Genomic DNA, 15975 nt, shown 5'->3' on the forward strand with positions numbered 1-15975 from the left:
TGGCCCTGGAAGGCTTGGCTCCCCTGGAGTTCCTGGCTAAACTACAGGCGGAGTCGGTTCCCCAAGAGTCTCAGATGTGTTGACCGATTACACAGGTTTGACTTTTGCTCGAGTTGCCTATATCGTTGTTGGCAGATGGTTTGGTATACCACCACTACCTAGGCGGCGGCTCGCTCGAGTTGCCGCTACCTGCCAGTTGTGGCAGGTTTTTTGTTGAAGAAAGGAGCGTGCTATGAGAATTGGGATTGTAGGGGCTACCGGAGCGGTTGGGAAAGAGTTGTTGAACGTGCTGGAGAAGCGCAACTTCCCGGTTTCGGAGCTGCGGCTCTATGCCTCGGCGCGCTCTGCTGGTCGAAGCCTGCTCTTTCGGGGGAAGGAAATCCCTGTGGAAGCCCTGCCCGAGACCCCCCTGCCGGTAGATGTGGTGCTGGCGAGTGCGGGGGGGAGCATCTCCAAACGCTACGCACCTATCTGGGCTATGCAATCGGTGGTGATAGATAACTCTTCCGCATTTCGCTACGAGCCAGACGTACCTCTGATTGTGCCCGAGATTAACGCGCATGCCATGCGTGACCACAAGAACATTATTGCCAACCCCAACTGCACCACGGCCATCCTGCTGATGGCCCTTTATCCGCTACACAAAGCCTTCAGGGCCAGGCGGGTGGTCGTGAGCACCTACCAAAGCGCCTCGGGGGCTGGCGCCAGCGGAATGGAGGAGCTGCTTCATGGCACCAAAGAGTTTCTGGCAGGGCATCCAGTTGAACACAAAACCTTTGCCTATCCGCTACCCTTCAACGTGATCCCGCAAATAGATGCCTTCCAGGAAAACGGCTATACCAAAGAAGAAATGAAGGTTTTGTGGGAAACCCAAAAGATAATGGAGGATCCGCAGATCAGGGTCTCCTGCACGGCAGTAAGGGTTCCTACCTTGCGGGTTCATTCCGAGACCGTAACGGTTGAATTTGAGCATCCAGTCAGCCCTGAAGCCGCTCGAGAGGTATTGCGCGCGGCCCCTGGGGTAGATCTGGTCGATGATCCGACCAACAGGCGCTATCCCATGCCACTTACTGCGACGGGCAAGTTCAACGTTGAGGTGGGGCGTATCCGCAAAAGCCTGGCTTTTGATAATGGGCTGGATTTCTTTGTGGCAGGTGACCAGCTGCTCAAGGGGGCTGCTTTAAATGCGGTGCAAATTGCGGAGTTGCTACAAAAGCCGATAACAACCTGAGTCTTCCCAACCCCCTTTGGAGTGGGTTTGACCTGGCTGGCAGAAGACAGCAAAAACCCTGGCTATTCATCACAGCAAATGGGCTGCTCTGGCCCGTATACTTGGCGCGGAGGTTTTGTCTATGCGCAAATGGCTCATCTTGTTGGTTTTGTTGCTCAGCCCGGCTTTTGCTCAGAGTGTACAGGTAACTGCTGGTAGCCCTTTTGGCATTAATGCAGGGGTGCGCTTTCCGCTGGTGCCTTTCCTGGTGGATGGGCGGGTTTATGGCGGCGCAAACCTCTTTACCTCTGGCCCCGCTTCGCTGGGTGGCGGTGCGGACGTGCTGGTTTCGGTACCCCTGACCGACCTTTACGCCGGGGCTGGCCTGTTTTATGCCAGTGGAACCACCGTCTCGCTCGTTGCACAGGGTTCTAGCAGCGGGGGCCTGGGGGCCCGGGGGGTAGTTGGAACCTATCTGAATGTGGGCTTGCCGCTCATTGGTTTTTTTGTTGAGGTACACCCCATGCTGTTTTTTGGAGGCTCGAGCACCTTTGGCTTGGGTGCGGCTGTGGGTGTGAACATCGGCTTCTAGCTTCTATCTGACCCGGGGGCTGTTAAAAACCCCCGGGTTTTCTTACTTGCAACGGCAAAGCCCTATACGCGGATATTGACTCTTGCGCCGCTCTCAAACAGATGGATGGAGTCAATAAAACGCACCACCTTGGTCTGATAGCCCATCACGATGGAATGAGTGCGGGCACCACCGCCAAAGTAGCGCACGCCCTCGAGCAATTCCCCATGGGTGATGCCGGTAGCAGAAAAGACAATCTGCCGGCCAGGGGCCAGGTCGTTGGTGCGGTAAATCTTCTTTTCGTCTACACCCATGGAGCGGAGGCGCTCGAGCTCGGCCTGGCTGCTGGGAAGAAAACGCCCCTGTATCTCACCACCCATGCACTTCAGCGCAGCCGCTGCCAGTACCCCTTCGGGGGCGCCCCCACTGCCCATCATGACGTGGACGCCGGTTCCACGAACAGCTACCGAGACGGCAGCCACCACGTCGCCATCGGTGATGAGTTTGACCCTGGCGCCAGCCTCGCGCACCTCGCGGATGAGCTGCTCGTGCCGTGGCCGATCCAGTATGACCACCACCAGGTCTTCCACTTTACGCTGGAGGGCATCGGCGACAATGCGCAGGTTGGCTTCAACCGGAAAATCCAGGCTCACCTTGCCGGCGGCCGGAGGGCCCACCACCAGTTTTTGCATGTACATATCGGGCGCGCCCACCAGGCCACCCTTTTCGCTAATAGCAATGACCGTAATGGCATTGGGGAGCCCCTTGGCGGTGATATTGGTGCCCTCCACCGGATCTACCGCAATGTCCACTTCGGGGCCACCCCGTCCGAGGAGTTCACCAATGTAGAGCATCGGGGCTTCATCCATCTCGCCCTCCCCAATCACCACCCGACCCTGGATGGGTAGTTCGGAGAGTACCCGCCGCATGGCCTCGGTTCCGACAGCGTCTACCTCATCCTTTTTGCCCATCCCGGCCAACCGGCTGGCTGCCAGGGCGGCCTGCTCGGTTACACGCGCGATCTCGAGTACCAACAACCGCTCAATGTCCATATCGGTGTCGAATTGCATATCTAAAGCTTACCAAGGTTTGCCGGGGCCCTGGCCCTGGTAGCATTTCCAAGTTTTTAGAGCACTCTTCATAGTCCCTGAGCCCGTCACCGACATCCACTTCTTCGTTCTGCGCAGGACAGTGGCCTCCCGGATGGGAGGCCACGCCTGTGAAGAGTGCGATAGGCTAGGGCCGGTGCCGGCTCCAGAGGGTACGGGCCAGGTCGGCGGGGGTAAGCCCTTCCTCAGCCAGCAGGAACATCAGGTGAAAAAGCAAATCCGAGGCCTCCCAGGCCAGCTCCTCGCGGCTTCGGTTTTTGGCCGCAATAATCACCTCGCCTGCCTCCTCTCCAACTTTTTTGAGTATTCGATCCAGGCCCGCCTGGTGCATTCTGGCCACATAGGAGCCCTCCGGTAGGGTTGCCATGCGCTCTTGGATGGTCTCAAACACCTTTTCCAGCACCTCGCCCAATGGGGGTTCGGTAGAGGGGGTCAGGGGGTGGTGAAAACAGCTCTCAGCCCCGGTATGACAGGCCGGGCCCTGTGGGATGACTTTGTACAGCACGGCGTCCTGGTCGCAGTCGAGCACCACCTCGAGCACTTCCTGGGTATGGCCCGAGGTCAGGCCCTTGACCCAAAGCTCACCCCGGCTGCGGCTAAAAAAAGTGCTCTGGCGGGTTTGCAAGGTCTGCTCGAGGGCCTCGAGGTTGGCGTAGGCCAGGGTTAATACCTGCCCCGTGCGTGCGTCCTGCACAATAACTGGAACCAGGCCGCTGGCATCAAAACGAACATTGGCGAGATTCATAAACTACCCGAGGCCCATTCTCGGGGGGAGAATCCTGGATTGCAACCGGCGCAAGCGTCAGCTCAGCCCATATTCGATTCGCATGGGAATGCCCTGCTGGGCCAGGTAGGCCTTGAGTTCTGGAATGGAAATCTCGCCAAAGTGAAAAACGCTGGCGGCCAGGGCTGCATCGGCAACGCCATCCTGCAAAACTTCTGCGAAGTGCTCCATGCGACCCGCCCCGCCCGAGGCAATCACCGGAATTCCCACCACCTGCGAGACCGCCCGGCACAAAGCCACCTCGAACCCCGCTTTGGTTCCGTCGGCGTCCATGCTGGTAAGCAAGATTTCACCTGCGCCCAGAGCTGCCCCCTGCTCGGCCCACTTCAGCGCATCAAGTCCCGTGGGCGTGCGGCCCCCAGCCACATACACCTCCCAGGAGGCCCCTTTTCGCCGGGCATCAATGGCCAGCACCACCGCCTGGTTGCCAAAGTGGTCGGAAAGCTCCTGGATTAGCTCAGGCCGCTTGACCGCCGCCGAGTTGACCGAGACTTTGTCGGCCCCGGCCAGCAGCAAGGCCCGGGCATCCTCGAGGCTGCGCACACCCCCGCCCACCGTAAAGGGAATAAATACCTGCTCGGCCACCTGGGTGGCAATCTCGAGCAGGATGCCCCGCTCTTCGTGGGTGGCGCTGATGTCCAGAAAAACCAGCTCATCGGCCCCGGCCAGGTTGTAGGCTTTGGCCGCCTCTACGGGGTCGCCTGCATCACGCAGGTTTACAAAGTTAATACCCTTGACCACCCGCCCCTTGTGGACATCGAGACAGGGGATGATGCGTTTAGCCAGCACAAATACGATTCTCGAAGATGGCCGCCCAAAGTGCAAGGGCATCTGAAGAGGGCCTCATTTGGGATCCTCTCAGGTGGCCCGTTCTGTGCTTATTCGCGCGACAGGACGCTCAGCACTTCGACGTGGTGGGTGAAGGGGTAAAAGTCGTAGGGGCGGACAAAGCGCAGGCGGTACCCCCCCTGCACAAGCCGACCGAGGTCTCGAGCCCAGGTGGCCGGGTCGCAGGCAATGTACAGGATTTGCCGGGGCTTTTCTTGCAGCAGGCTTGCCAGCACTTCGGGCGCCAGGCCTGAACGGGGCGGATCTACCATCACCAGATCGGCGGGCAGGTGCTTGGCGAGAACCCTGGCGTCGTCCTGCTTGAAAACCAGGTTCTGTACCCCCAGCCTGTCCCGATCGGCCTCCCCACGTCTGACCGCACTGCGGTTGATCTCAATGGCCACAATCTCGCTAAAAAGCGGGGCCAGGTGCAGGCTCAATACGCCGCTGCCAGCATAAAGCTCCACGGCTTTGTGCCCTGGTTCCACCACTAAAGCGGCCTCTTGAAACAGTAGCCCTGCGGCTTTGGGGTTGACCTGTGCGAAGCTCTGCACATTGACCGTAGAGAGCACGCCGCCAAAGTCCTCGAGCAGATGGGTGGCCCCGGCCAGGTGCCGAACCTGACCCCGGAAGCGGCCCTTGGGGCTAGGCTCACCCCAGACCACGCCGGCAATGCCCTCTTGCACCAGGGCCTGGGCAGTTTTTTTGAAATACCGGGCGGCTCCCCCAATGAACCCCACCTGCACCTTTTGCTCGTAGATCGAGCCCCTGAGCACCACCTCCTCGAGGTTGGCGAGCGGCCAGTTGCTGAGGAGTTCGAAGGCAGGCTGAAGTGGTGCGGCGATGAGGGGGTCGTGCAGGATGCGCACCAGTTCGTTGCTCTGGGGCAGGCGGTAGGCCAGGCCGCCCAGGGGGTGCAGGGCATACTGGGCTGCGGTGCGGTAGTAGAGGCCGGGCATGCCGTAGCTGGGGGAGGGCGCTATGGGGGCCACCTCGAAGTTTAGCTTGGCGATGCGCTCGAGCGACTCCTGCACAAAGCCCTGCTTGACCGGCAACTGGGCCTGGTATTCCAGGGGCAGGTCGGCGGAGGGCGGCAGGGGCCCTTGGTAGCGTGCAGGGTGGGGTTTTAAGACCTGGGTAACCCAACCCTCGAGGTGGTTCTTGCGGGCCGTGAGTTCTGCTTCAACCACTTCACCGGGCAGTCCCCCACGCACCAGGGCAGTTCCTTGAGCGGTTCGTGCAAGACCCATTCCACCCACAACCACTTTTTCAATTTCAATCCGTGCCACACTTCACCATACCCTACCTGAGGGTTTATTGTGGAGGTTGACGCGGCGCCGACGGTGAGGAATAATCAACCCGGTTAGCCTAAGGAGGAAACAGAAATGAAAAAGATGCTGTTGCTAATGGCTGCGCTTGCACTGGCAGGCTCCGCCCTAGCTCAAACTTTTGTAACCATCGGTTCGGGTGGTACCACTGGGGTTTATTTCCCCGTCGCTACCGGCATTGCCAAGCTGGTGAACGATGCCAACATTGGGGTGCGGGCCAACGCACGCTCCACCGGCGGGTCGGTCTTCAATATCAACGCCATTGCCTCGGGCGAGCTTCAGATGGGCCTGGCCCAGAATGACATCGCCTACTACGCCTACAACGGGACGGGCATTGCGGCCTTCGACGGCAGGCCGGTGAAGAACATCCGGGCGGTGGGCATCCTCTACCCCGAAGTGGTGCACGTGGTGGCCCGTGCTGGGGCTGGCATCAGCTCCATCTCCGACCTCAAGGGCAAGCGTGTGGTGATCGGTGATGTGGGCTCCGGCACCGAGCAAAATGCCCGCCAGGTGCTCGAGGCCTACGGACTGGGCCTCAGCGACCTACGCGAGGCTATTCGGGTCAACCCCAACAACGCCTTAGCCCTCATGCAGGATGGTCGGGCCGATGCCTTCTTTTTTACCGGGGGCCTGGGGGCAGCGGTGGTGAGCCAGGCGGCCCAGACCATTCGGGTGGAGCTGGTGGCGGTGGACTACAACCGGGTTAAAGAACTGGCTAAAAAATACCCGTTCTACCGCGCCTTCAACATCGATGGTGGGGTTTACCGGGGCGTGGATGTAACCACCCCTTCGGTAGCGGTGCTCTCGATGTGGGTGGCCGCCGAAAGCCTGAGCGCCGATGTGGTCTACAACATGCTTAAGGCCACCTTCGACAACCCCGAGTTCAAGTCCATCCACCCCAACCTGCAGCGCTTCTTCAACCTCAACGCGGCAGCCCGTAACCTTCCGATCCCCCTGCACCCCGGTGCCGAGCGTTACTATCGCGAAAAGCGCATTATCCGTTAGGCTCTTCAGTACACCAGGGCCGACCCTCGAGTCGGCCTTCCTTTTTGTCGGCAGAGCCGAGCAAAAAATGGACGCAAATGGCCTTTGGGTGTAAAACTATGCAAGCCCTGAGGTTTTCTGGGACATCTTTGTTGCGTTCCCGGAAACTGCACGACCGACTATGCAGCTTGCTAAATGGGCCAGAAGCCTCACAACCCGGTGGGGTGCAGTTAAATCGCACGAAGGTGTAACACGCAGGAGGTGATGGATGCATAAAGATAAGCCGGAGGCCGAGGCGACACATCTGGTTGAAGAGGTGGAGCTGGGGGGTCGAAAGCCTACCGACTGGTCCCGCTGGCTCATTCTGGGCCTGGCGGTAGGGTGGAGCGTGTTTCAGGTCTGGGCTACCTGGATAGGTTCGCTGGATCAGCTGTTTTTCCGGGCAGCCCACCTGGCCTTTGCTTTTGCCCTGGTATTTTTGGTATACCCCTTTAATCGCCGTAGCCGCCGCGACCGGATTCCTCTGTTCGATTGGGTTCTGGGAATTACCGCAACCCTCTCGGCTGGCTATGTAATGTGGCAGTACAAAGAGATGATTGAGATACGGGGTGGGCTGGCCAACCAGACCGACCTGATTGTTGGCAGCGTGACCATTTTGATGCTGCTGCTGGCGGGTTGGCGCGCTTTGGGGCCAGCCATGCCCATCATCTCCCTGGTGTTTATGCTATTTGCCCTCACCGGGCCACAGGGGATGTTTCAGTGGCAGTTGCCAGGGGCCCTGGGCCAGCTGCACGCCGGGGTACAGTGGCGCTCCCTGGTCAGCCAGCTGTTCATGAATGCTTCGGACAGCATCTGGGGAACTCCCATCGGGGTAGCGGCCCGCACGGTATTTGTGTTCGTGCTGTTTGGGGCCATCCTCGAGCGGGCCGAGGCGGGAAAATGGTTTACCGACCTGGCCTTTAGCCTGTTGGGGGGGGTGCGCGGGGGGCCGGCCAAGGCTTCCATCGTTTCCTCGGCGCTCACCGGGGTGGTCTCGGGCTCCTCGATTTCCAACGTGGTTACCAGCGGAACCTTTACCATTCCGGCCATGCGCCGGGCGGGCTATTCTGCCGAGAAAGCCGGCGCAGTCGAGGTGGCGGCCAGCTCCAATGGGCAGTTGATGCCCCCGGTGATGGGGGCGGCGGCCTTTATCATGGCCGACTTTTTGGGGGTACCCTACTCGGCCCTGGTTTTGATGGCCATCGTGCCCGCATTGCTGGCTTATACCACCCTGTTTATTCTGGTAGACCTCGAGGCCGTCAAGCTCGGCCTGAAGGGGTTACCCAGGGCCGAGCTGCCCAGGTTCTGGCCCACCTTGCGGGCCGGTTTGCACTATGTTTTTCCACTGGCCTACCTGCTGTATGCCCTGCTCATCATCGAGCTATCACCCGAACGGGCAGCCCTCAATACCATTTTTCTGATGATTGGGGTTGCACTGCTGCAAGAGCTTTACCTTGCTACACGCTCGGGGCGGGGGATAGGCAGCGGACTGTATTCGTTTGCCCAGATTGTAATCGAGGGTTTTGCCAATGGGGCCCGCAACATGGTGGGTATTGCCATTGCAACCGCCTTGGCGGGCATCATTATTGCGGTTGTGCTCATCACCAACATTGGCTTTGGCCTTACCGACCTGCTCCAGACCATATCGGGAGGTAACCTCCTGGTGGCTTTATTGCTGGCACAGCTCATCAGCCTGGTTTTGGGAATGGGCCTCCCCACCACCGCCAACTACGTGGTGATGGCCAGCCTGGTGGTGCCGGTGATTACCAAGATTGCCTCGCAAAGCGGCATAGACTACGGTACGCTCACCTTTTCGGGCCAGGAAGTGCCCATTTTGAAAATTGTGGCCCATATGTTTGCCTTTTACTTTGGCATTATGGCCGACTCCACCCCGCCCGTGGCGCTGGCGGCTTATGCGGCTTCGGCCATTGCCAAAGGCGACCCTTTCAAGACGGGTGTCCAGGGCTTTGTCTACGAATTGCGAACGGCCTTGCTGGCCTACATGGTCTTCTTCAACCCCGGCCTGCTGATGATTGGGGTGGGAAGTGCGCTCGAGGGTGGGCGTATTATTGCCACGGCCCTGGTGGGGCTTACGGCCTTCTCGGCGGCCACACTGGGGTACTTGCTGGGCAATGCCAACTGGCTTCAGCGCCTGCTCTATCTGGCTGCAGCCTTCATGCTAATGCCCAACAACCCCAACAGCGAAATCATTGGGTTTGGGGTGATGGCCTTAACCCTGGGCTGGCAGTGGTGGATCCGTCGCGCGGCTACCTGATTCAGGGCTCTGTCGCACATGAAGCTTTACTGGACAGAACTGCTGGATAGCCAGGCACCCCTGGCCTTGCGGCGGTGCGGCTTGGTGCAGCTGAGTGGGCTGGCCCTGGTAGTTCAGTTGTTCCACCTGGGTCTGGCCTGGCTGGCTTTGCCGCAGCTGCCCGGATTGCCGCTGTGGTTTGTCTGGGCTTTGAGCGGTTTTTTTGCCTTGCTGCTCCTGGTTATCGGGGTGCTTTATTTTCGCCCAGAAGCCCGCAAGCCCCAGCTCGAGCCCGCAAGAAAGGCTTTTTTGAGTGCACTCTGGCTTGGGGTGGCCTGTCTGGCTGCGATATTCGCAGCACGGATGGGCTTTGATTTAGGAGTGGCGCTGTTTTTGGCTCTGGGCCTGGTGGGATACGGGGCTGCCTTTGGAGGCCTGTGGTTTGGGCTGGATAAAACGTGACCACCAGGGTTTGCTGGCAGGGGCGGGCCTTGCCAGCAATTGTCTAATTTTGGGCAGGGCTTCTTCGGCCCGCTTTCGACCCAGTTCGTAGGCCAGCTGGGCCTTGGTGTAATCGAAGGTTTCGATGGGAGGGTCGGCCTCCAGCGCGATCACCAGGTCGGCCTGAGAAAGCGCCATGCTCAAGAGCCGGCGGCGTGAAGCCTCACCCGCCTGGAAGGCCGCTTCCAGCGCGCTTTTGGGTTCGCTGGACACCATCCGATTGGATATGTCCACGGCCACCACTGGCCCCGCCTGCAGGGCTTTGGCAGCGGTAACCGGTACTTTTTCGGCCACATCACCATCTACCAGGAGCCTTCCGTGCCATTGCACCGGAGGGAAAATGCTGGGTACTGCGCTGCTGGCAGCCAGGGCCTCGGCAACAGGCCCGGCCCGCAGCATAATGAGCTCTCCGGTGTTGAAGTCGCAGGCCTGAATCACCAGAGGAATAGGGCTTTCTTCAATGCGGCGCTTGCCAAACAAAGCACTGTAGCCTTGGCGAATCTTGATGCCTTCGGCCAGGTAGGGCCGCCGCACAAAATCGACCAGACGGCTCACCTGGTGCAGGGCGCCATTTTTTTGCAGGCGCTCGAGTTCGGGGTCTTTGAGCCACTCACTCAGCTCACTGTGGTGCACGGAAATACCAAAGGCGTATAAAGCAGCGGCCAGCGCACCGGCAGAACTACCGGCCAGCCCAGCAATAGGAATCCTGGCCTCGGTTAGCACATCGAGCAGTGCTGTGTGTGCGCTGCCCCGTACACCACCGCCTCCCAGTGCCAGCACGATGCCATTCATAAAAAACATGCTAGCAGAAAATTTGAACCAGGTGCAGTGATTTTGATTAAGCTTTAGAAAAAACAGCTTGAGTGGGATGCACCAAACTCGAGAACCGGGCTTGGCGGCTTTTTGCTGGGGTGCTGATAAGCAAGGTTCTTGATTTGCGCTTTTTGCATGGGCCCCCACCTGAAGCTGCGCCATGAGCTGCCCTTGCACCCGGTCGGTTTTGACCTGCCCTAAACAGAAAGCTTCAGCACCCCAGTGTATAAGAACGAAGCCGAGCCCAGCCCGACATTAGAAAATTGTCATGTGGGGATGAGGAGTAAAGCGGTAGCATAGGAAATATGGTTCCGGAGCTAACAAAAGTACCGGGTGTGCTGGGGCAGATTTCACGGCAGCGTCTACATGATGTGATGGGGCTGGAGGGGCGGGAATGGTCGAAGCCGGTGGCCCCGCCCTCGTTTAGCCAGGCTTTGCGTTTGCCTGGCCTATCGCTAATCGCCGAAGTCAAACGTAAGAGCCCCTCACAGGGTGAGATTGCCCTGAAGCTCGAGGCTGCCGAGGTGGCCCGGGCCTATGTGGCGGGCGGTGCTCGAGCCATCAGCGTGCTGACCGAACCGCACTACTTTGCCGGCTCGGATCAGGACCTGCAGGAGGTGCGCGCGGCAGTGGAAGTGCCCATTTTGCGAAAGGATTTCACCGTGCATCCTGTTCAGATCGCCGAGGCTAGGGCCCTGGGGGCTTCGGCAGTGCTGCTGATTGTGGCGCTGCTGGGACGCCTAACCGGGTCTTATCTGCAACTGGCCCAGCAGGAGGGCCTGGACGCGTTGGTGGAGGTGCACGACGAAACCGAGCTCGAGCTCGCCCTACTGGCGGGGGCCTCGATTATTGGCGTCAACAACCGCAACCTGACCGATTTGAGCATAGACCGCAGCACCGCGCCGCGCCTGGGGCGCCTGGCTCGAGCGGCGGGGTTCAGGGGGTTGCTGGTGGCGGAGTCGGGCTACAACGAGGCAGCGCAGCTGGCCGAGCTCGAGGGCCTTTTTGATGCCGTGCTGATAGGAACCAGCCTGGCCCGCAGCAACAACTGGCAGATGGCGGCAGCCCAGATGAACCGCGCGTAACAGCCCCACCAGGCTAGACTAGGGACATACCGTGCTGGCAAAGCCCAGGGCCGCAGTAGACAAGACACCGGGCTCGATGTTGGACAAAATGCAGAATTTTTTGGCCAGGTCGCAGGAGCAGTAGCAAAAATATCGAGAGGTATGGATGGCCCTCTATCTCAGCTTGCTTGGCCCGCCCCAGCTCTGGCAGGACGGCAAGCTGGTCATGGTGCTGCCCCGCAAAGCTGTGGCCATGGCCGCTTTTTTGGCTGTGATGGGCCATTCGGTCGAGCGGGGTCGCCTGGCCGATATGCTGTGGGAGGGCGACGAGGCAACAGTTCGCAGAAACCTGCGCCAGGAGCTATTCCGTCTGAAAAACACCCCCTGGGAGCAGGTATTTAGCCAGACGCCCACAAGCATTGGGCTGGGGCCAGTGCAAACCGACCTCGAGGCCTTTCTGGCCCGCATGGCCAAAGGGGCCTGGTTCGAGGCTCTAGCCCTATGGCGGGGAGGGTTTTTAGCAGAAATGGAACCCAGGGTCTCGGAAAGCTACCTGGACTGGCTAATTCCTGAGCGTGAACGCTGGGCTGCCCTCTACCGCGAAGCCCTGCTGGGGCTGGCCCGGAGCTACGAGGCCGCGGCCAACTACCCGGAGGCCCTAAAGGTATACACGCGGATTCTGGGCGAGGATCCCCTTCAGGAACCCGAGCAAATGGCGGTAATGCGGCTGTACTTGCAGTTGGGCGACCGGGGGGCGGCCCTGCGCCAATTTGACCAGTTTGGGGTTTTGCTAAGGGAGCAACTCGGCCTGGATATGAGCCCAGAAATGCAGGCCTTTGGCGCACAACTGCGGGCGGGTCAGCCTATCCCAAGCCAGCAAGGCAGGGGTTTGGCCCTGGGCGAGCCGCCCCTGGTGGGCCGCGATGAAGCCATGCTGTGGCTCGAGGCCAGCTGCGGCCAGGGGCTGTTGCTGTTGCTGGGTGAAGCGGGGGTGGGTAAAACCCGCCTGGCCCTGGAGTACGCCAGGCGTCGGGTGGGCGCGGGGCCAGCCGAGCTACTACGCATTCGCCAGCGCGAGAGTGGCCAGGAGATTGGCTTTAGCGCAATTCTGGAAGTTTTACGCCAGACTTACGAAGAACAAAAACTGACCCAGCTGGAGTCGCCCTGGCGGGAAGAGCTGGCCCAGCTTCTGCCCGAACTGGGTGTCCCACCTGCCAACTCACATAAGACCCGCATTTTTGAAGCCCTCTGCAGAGGGCTTCAAGCCATTGTCCGCCCGGGTGGGGTGGTGCTGTGGGACGACCTGCACTGGCTGGACTGGGCGAGTTTGGAGTTTTTGCCTTACCTGGTACGCCGGGCGGGGGCGCTGGGTATGGTTGTGCTTGGCACCTCGAGGCCTGAAGCGCTTCAGAAGAACCTGCCCGTGCGGCGTGTGTTGCAAGAGCTGGCCCAGGAGGGGCGCATGCAGCAACGGCAGCTCGAGCCCATTGAGCTGCCCGCGCTGGTACAGCTATTGCGCCAGATGTCGGGCCAGCGCGAGGGGGGCGAACGTTTTGCTGAGCACCTGTACCGGGCTACCGAGGGCAACATGTTTTATCTCCTCGAGACCCTGCGCTATCTCTTTGACCAGGGCTTGTTGCGGGCCGAGGGTGGGGCCTGGCACACCCCCTTCGATAGCTTTACCGAGGATTACCGCGAACTGCCATTGCCCCCCAGTGTGCGTGATGCACTGCTGGAGCGTTTGCAGCGTATTGGCGAGGACGCCCTGCTCATCGCACAGGCCTTTGCCCTGGCCGATTTTCCCTTACCCCCTGAGCTGGTGGCCTGCCTGCTGCGTCAGCTCGAGGCCTCCATCACCCAACTGGAAAGCCTGACCCAGGGGGGTTTTCTGCGTCTGGGTCCCACCGGCTATAGCCTGCGCCATGAGCTGGTGCGACAGACCGTGCTGGCCGAGATAGCTGAGTCACGCAAGCGCTGGTTGCACGCCCGGATTGCCGACGCCCTGCGGGAGGTGGCCGGCCCCCTACCCTTGCTGGCAGCGCACCTCGAGGCTGCCGGCCAGCGCGCAGAGGCTTATGTGGCCCACCTGATGGCGGCGCGTAGCCTTCGTCGGGGGCCACTGGCCCGGCAAGCCCTGGAACACTACCAGCGGGCCCAGGTGCTGTGCCCACCACTGGAACCCGAGCTCGAGCGGTTTCGCATGTTGATTGAAGCAGCCGAAACCCGGGTCTCGCTGGGGCAGATGCAAATTCCTGAGCGCCGGGAAATAGCCCGGCTGGCCGAACAGTTGGGCGACCACGAGCGCTTTCGTGTCTTGTTGCTCAACGCCGATGCCGCTCTGGCCTCTGGCCAGGTGGCCGAGGGTATCGGGGCGGCACGCGAAGCCATGCGCCTGGCCCAGACCCCCTGGCAGCGCGGCCATGCCCAGTTTAAGCTGGCCTGGCTGGAGTACCGCGGCGGCGATCCCGATGCGCAGCTCGAGCCCTTGCTGGCGGCCATCCGGGCTTTCCACGACATTGGCGATCAGGCCATGGAGGCCCTGGCCTTGCGCAATTTGTCGGGCTACTGGTTTCGCCTGGGCGACCTGGAAAAGTTCGACCAGGTTTATACCCAGGCTTTTATGCTGGCTGCCCAGCTGCGCGATGACCTGCTGCTGCGACGTTTGCGGGCCGATAAGCTGGTGGTGGACTGGGTTAAGGGTGACTATGCCGCCAGTCATCAGGTGGCCGAGCTGCTGTACCAGGAAGCCCGCGAGCGCGGCGATTGGTGGGCGGTGTGGGATGCCTTGCAGGGGCTGCTGCTCAATGCCGCTGTATTTGGCCTGGAACCCGAGCTCGAGGCCACCGTCCAGCGGGCCATGCTCGAGGCCGCCGAGGTTGGAGCCTGGCGCGACCTGGCCCTACTGCGCTCCGACTACGGCAATGCCCTGATGGTCGCGGGCCGCCTGGGGGAAGCCAGGCGTGAACTCGAGGCCGCCCTGCGGGACTTGCGCGAGATGGGCGAACGGGCCCGCCTGGGCCATGTGCTGTTCAACCTGGGCTTTACCCTGCTCGAGCTGGGCGACCTCGAGCACAGCCAGCAAACCCTGGAGGAATCGGTGCAAATATGGCGTGACCGCAAGGAATACCGCCACACCGCCCGCTCGCTGGCCGCGCTGGCCCTGAACCACCTGCGGGCGGGTAACCGCAAAAAAGCCCAGCAAACCTCGGCAGAGGCCTTCGACCTGCGGGCTTCGTGGGCGCTGGGCATCTACGACCTTCCCCTGGTGCTCTACATCCGGGCACGGGCTCTGGGAGACCCCCAGGGCAGTGCCTACCTGCGTGAAACCCAGCAACTGCTGCGCAACCTGACCCAGCAGCTACCGCCCCCCCTTGCCGAGCGGCTTCTGAAGAACCGCTATGTGGCCTGGGCTTTGAGTAAGACGCCTGGGAAATGACCATAACATAACGCAAAAATAACGGACGCTCTGCTACTTTTACTCAAGCCCTGTCAGATAGACAGCGGGCTGAGTAGGGGGGGTAATCATGAGGTTTATGACAATGGTGCTTGTGCTTTTTTTGCTCTTGCTGGCTTCTTGTGGAAGCCCAGGAGGAAGTGCGGCCTGTCCCAACCCGGCGGTTTTCGACAACAGCGAGTGCAAGTTCGACAACGCCAACACCAAGTTTGGCCCGTAGGAGTGTGTACCATGAAAGGGAGTAGTCTCAAGTCTTTCGTTTTGGGGGCGGCCCTGGTCGCTACGGGTTTGTGGGCTGCGGCAGTGACGATTCCCAATAGCTTTAGTGCTGGAGAAGTCCTTAGTGCAGCTAAACTCAACGCCAATTTTGCAGCCATCAAAACGGCGGTAGATGCCCTCGAGGCTGCAATAACTGGCAAGCAGAACCGCGTGACCGGGAATTGTGCGGTTGGCGAGACCATTCGTGCGATCGGTGCAGATGGATCGGTCACCTGTGGAACTTCGACCCGTGCCTCGGCGTGGATATCTTCCACAGGAACTGTAATAACTTCGAGTCCAGGAGTTACCTGGACCATCACCAAAGTTGGTACAGGTCTGTACTGTATTCAGACCAGCCCAAATGTACTCAGCAACTACAGACCAATTGTGGCAACAGTCAATGGCCCCGACAATACCCGTGGCCAGATTAGCGTCAACACTGGCTGGGGAAGCGCATGTAATCCATACGGGGGCTATAGCGTATCAACCAGTGATGCAGCCGGTGCAGCCGCCGACCGGGCCTTCTCTATTGTGGTGCCTTGATGGCGCTAGCCTGTCTGAGATAACCCATTCCACGTGGGTTTTCGGAGATAGTACCTCAGTGGCTTTTGAGCTTTATAGGGTGGCAGACGTACAACTAAAGCTAGAACCATCTGAGTTGCTCTAAAGGGGTAGCAGTGAACGGAAAGAATCTCAAATACTTCGCTATGGGAGCGGCCATCGTGGCGGCGGGACTGGGCGCGATGGCGGTTACGATTCCCAACAGTTTTAGCGCAGG

14 protein-coding genes are annotated in these 15975 nt (G+C 60.2%); 9 read left to right on the forward strand and 5 right to left on the reverse strand.

Annotated features, from left to right (window positions below; genetic code table 11):
* The first annotated feature begins 232 nt into the window (after positions 1 to 232).
* Together ABWU19_RS08315 and ABWU19_RS08320 are read left to right on the forward strand one after the other, a co-directional pair.
* Entirely contained in the window at positions 233 to 1231 is a 999-nt protein-coding gene (locus ABWU19_RS08315) for an aspartate-semialdehyde dehydrogenase (protein WP_435901242.1), read from the forward strand.
* 121 nt (positions 1232 to 1352) lie between these two features.
* Positions 1353 to 1802: a hypothetical protein gene (locus ABWU19_RS08320; protein ID WP_435901243.1), complete on the forward strand. Its 450-nt coding sequence runs from the start codon at positions 1353 to 1355 to the stop codon at positions 1800 to 1802.
* Between the two features lie 62 nt (positions 1803 to 1864).
* On the opposite strand, the gene glpX is transcribed toward ABWU19_RS08320, so the two are convergent.
* From glpX to ABWU19_RS08340, 4 genes are all read right to left on the reverse strand, one after another.
* Positions 1865 to 2833: a class II fructose-bisphosphatase gene (glpX, locus tag ABWU19_RS08325; RefSeq protein WP_435901269.1), complete on the reverse strand. Its 969-nt coding sequence runs from the start codon at positions 2831 to 2833 to the stop codon at positions 1865 to 1867.
* A gap of 184 nt (positions 2834 to 3017) precedes the next feature.
* A complete protein-coding gene (gene hisIE, locus ABWU19_RS08330; RefSeq protein WP_435901244.1) occupies positions 3018 to 3635 on the reverse strand; it encodes a bifunctional phosphoribosyl-AMP cyclohydrolase/phosphoribosyl-ATP diphosphatase HisIE in 618 nt (205 codons plus the stop codon).
* 57 nt (positions 3636 to 3692) lie between these two features.
* Positions 3693 to 4463, reverse strand: a complete 771-nt coding sequence (gene hisF / locus ABWU19_RS08335; protein WP_435901245.1) for an imidazole glycerol phosphate synthase subunit HisF — start codon at positions 4461 to 4463, stop codon at positions 3693 to 3695.
* 89 nt (positions 4464 to 4552) lie between these two features.
* Entirely contained in the window at positions 4553 to 5752 is a 1200-nt protein-coding gene (locus ABWU19_RS08340; protein WP_435901270.1) for a class I SAM-dependent RNA methyltransferase, read from the reverse strand.
* A 135-nt stretch (positions 5753 to 5887) separates the two neighbouring features.
* On the opposite strand from ABWU19_RS08340, the gene ABWU19_RS08345 reads away from it, so the two are divergent.
* The 3 genes from ABWU19_RS08345 (at position 5888) to ABWU19_RS08355 (ending at position 9569) form a co-directional block, all read left to right on the forward strand.
* Positions 5888 to 6835 carry a TAXI family TRAP transporter solute-binding subunit gene (locus tag ABWU19_RS08345; protein ID WP_435901246.1) on the forward strand — a complete coding sequence of 316 codons (948 nt, stop codon included), beginning with the start codon at positions 5888 to 5890 and terminating at the stop codon, positions 6833 to 6835.
* Between the two features lie 247 nt (positions 6836 to 7082).
* Complete coding sequence (locus ABWU19_RS08350; protein WP_435901247.1) at positions 7083 to 9128, forward strand: TRAP transporter permease; 2046 nt, start codon at positions 7083 to 7085, stop codon at positions 9126 to 9128.
* Positions 9129 to 9146: 18 nt separating this feature from the next.
* Complete coding sequence (locus ABWU19_RS08355) at positions 9147 to 9569, forward strand: hypothetical protein (protein ID WP_435901248.1); 423 nt, start codon at positions 9147 to 9149, stop codon at positions 9567 to 9569.
* On the opposite strand, the gene ABWU19_RS08360 is transcribed toward ABWU19_RS08355, so the two are convergent.
* Entirely contained in the window at positions 9483 to 10400 is a 918-nt protein-coding gene (locus tag ABWU19_RS08360; protein WP_435901249.1) for a patatin-like phospholipase family protein, read from the reverse strand. The genes ABWU19_RS08355 and ABWU19_RS08360 overlap by 87 nt on opposite strands.
* A gap of 326 nt (positions 10401 to 10726) precedes the next feature.
* Here ABWU19_RS08360 and trpC point away from each other — a divergent pair, with 326 nt between their 5' ends.
* From trpC to ABWU19_RS08380, 4 genes are all read left to right on the forward strand, one after another.
* A complete protein-coding gene (gene trpC, locus ABWU19_RS08365; RefSeq protein WP_435901250.1) occupies positions 10727 to 11506 on the forward strand; it encodes an indole-3-glycerol phosphate synthase TrpC in 780 nt (259 codons plus the stop codon).
* Positions 11507 to 11651: 145 nt separating this feature from the next.
* The gene (locus ABWU19_RS08370) at positions 11652 to 14921 is read left to right on the forward strand and encodes an ATP-binding protein (RefSeq protein WP_435901251.1); all 3270 of its coding nucleotides are present in this window, start codon (positions 11652 to 11654) and stop codon (positions 14919 to 14921) included.
* 97 nt (positions 14922 to 15018) lie between these two features.
* Positions 15019 to 15159: a branched-chain amino acid ABC transporter substrate-binding protein gene (locus ABWU19_RS08375; protein ID WP_435901252.1), complete on the forward strand. Its 141-nt coding sequence runs from the start codon at positions 15019 to 15021 to the stop codon at positions 15157 to 15159.
* 11 nt (positions 15160 to 15170) lie between these two features.
* Positions 15171 to 15740, forward strand: coding sequence for a hypothetical protein (locus tag ABWU19_RS08380; protein WP_435901253.1), 570 nt, complete (start codon positions 15171 to 15173; stop codon positions 15738 to 15740).
* Positions 15741 to 15975 lie beyond the last annotated feature (235 nt).

Origin of the sequence: Meiothermus cerbereus, assembly GCF_051297115.1 — a bacterium.
In the GTDB taxonomy this organism is placed as follows: Bacteria; Deinococcota; Deinococci; order Deinococcales; family Thermaceae; genus Meiothermus; species Meiothermus cerbereus_A.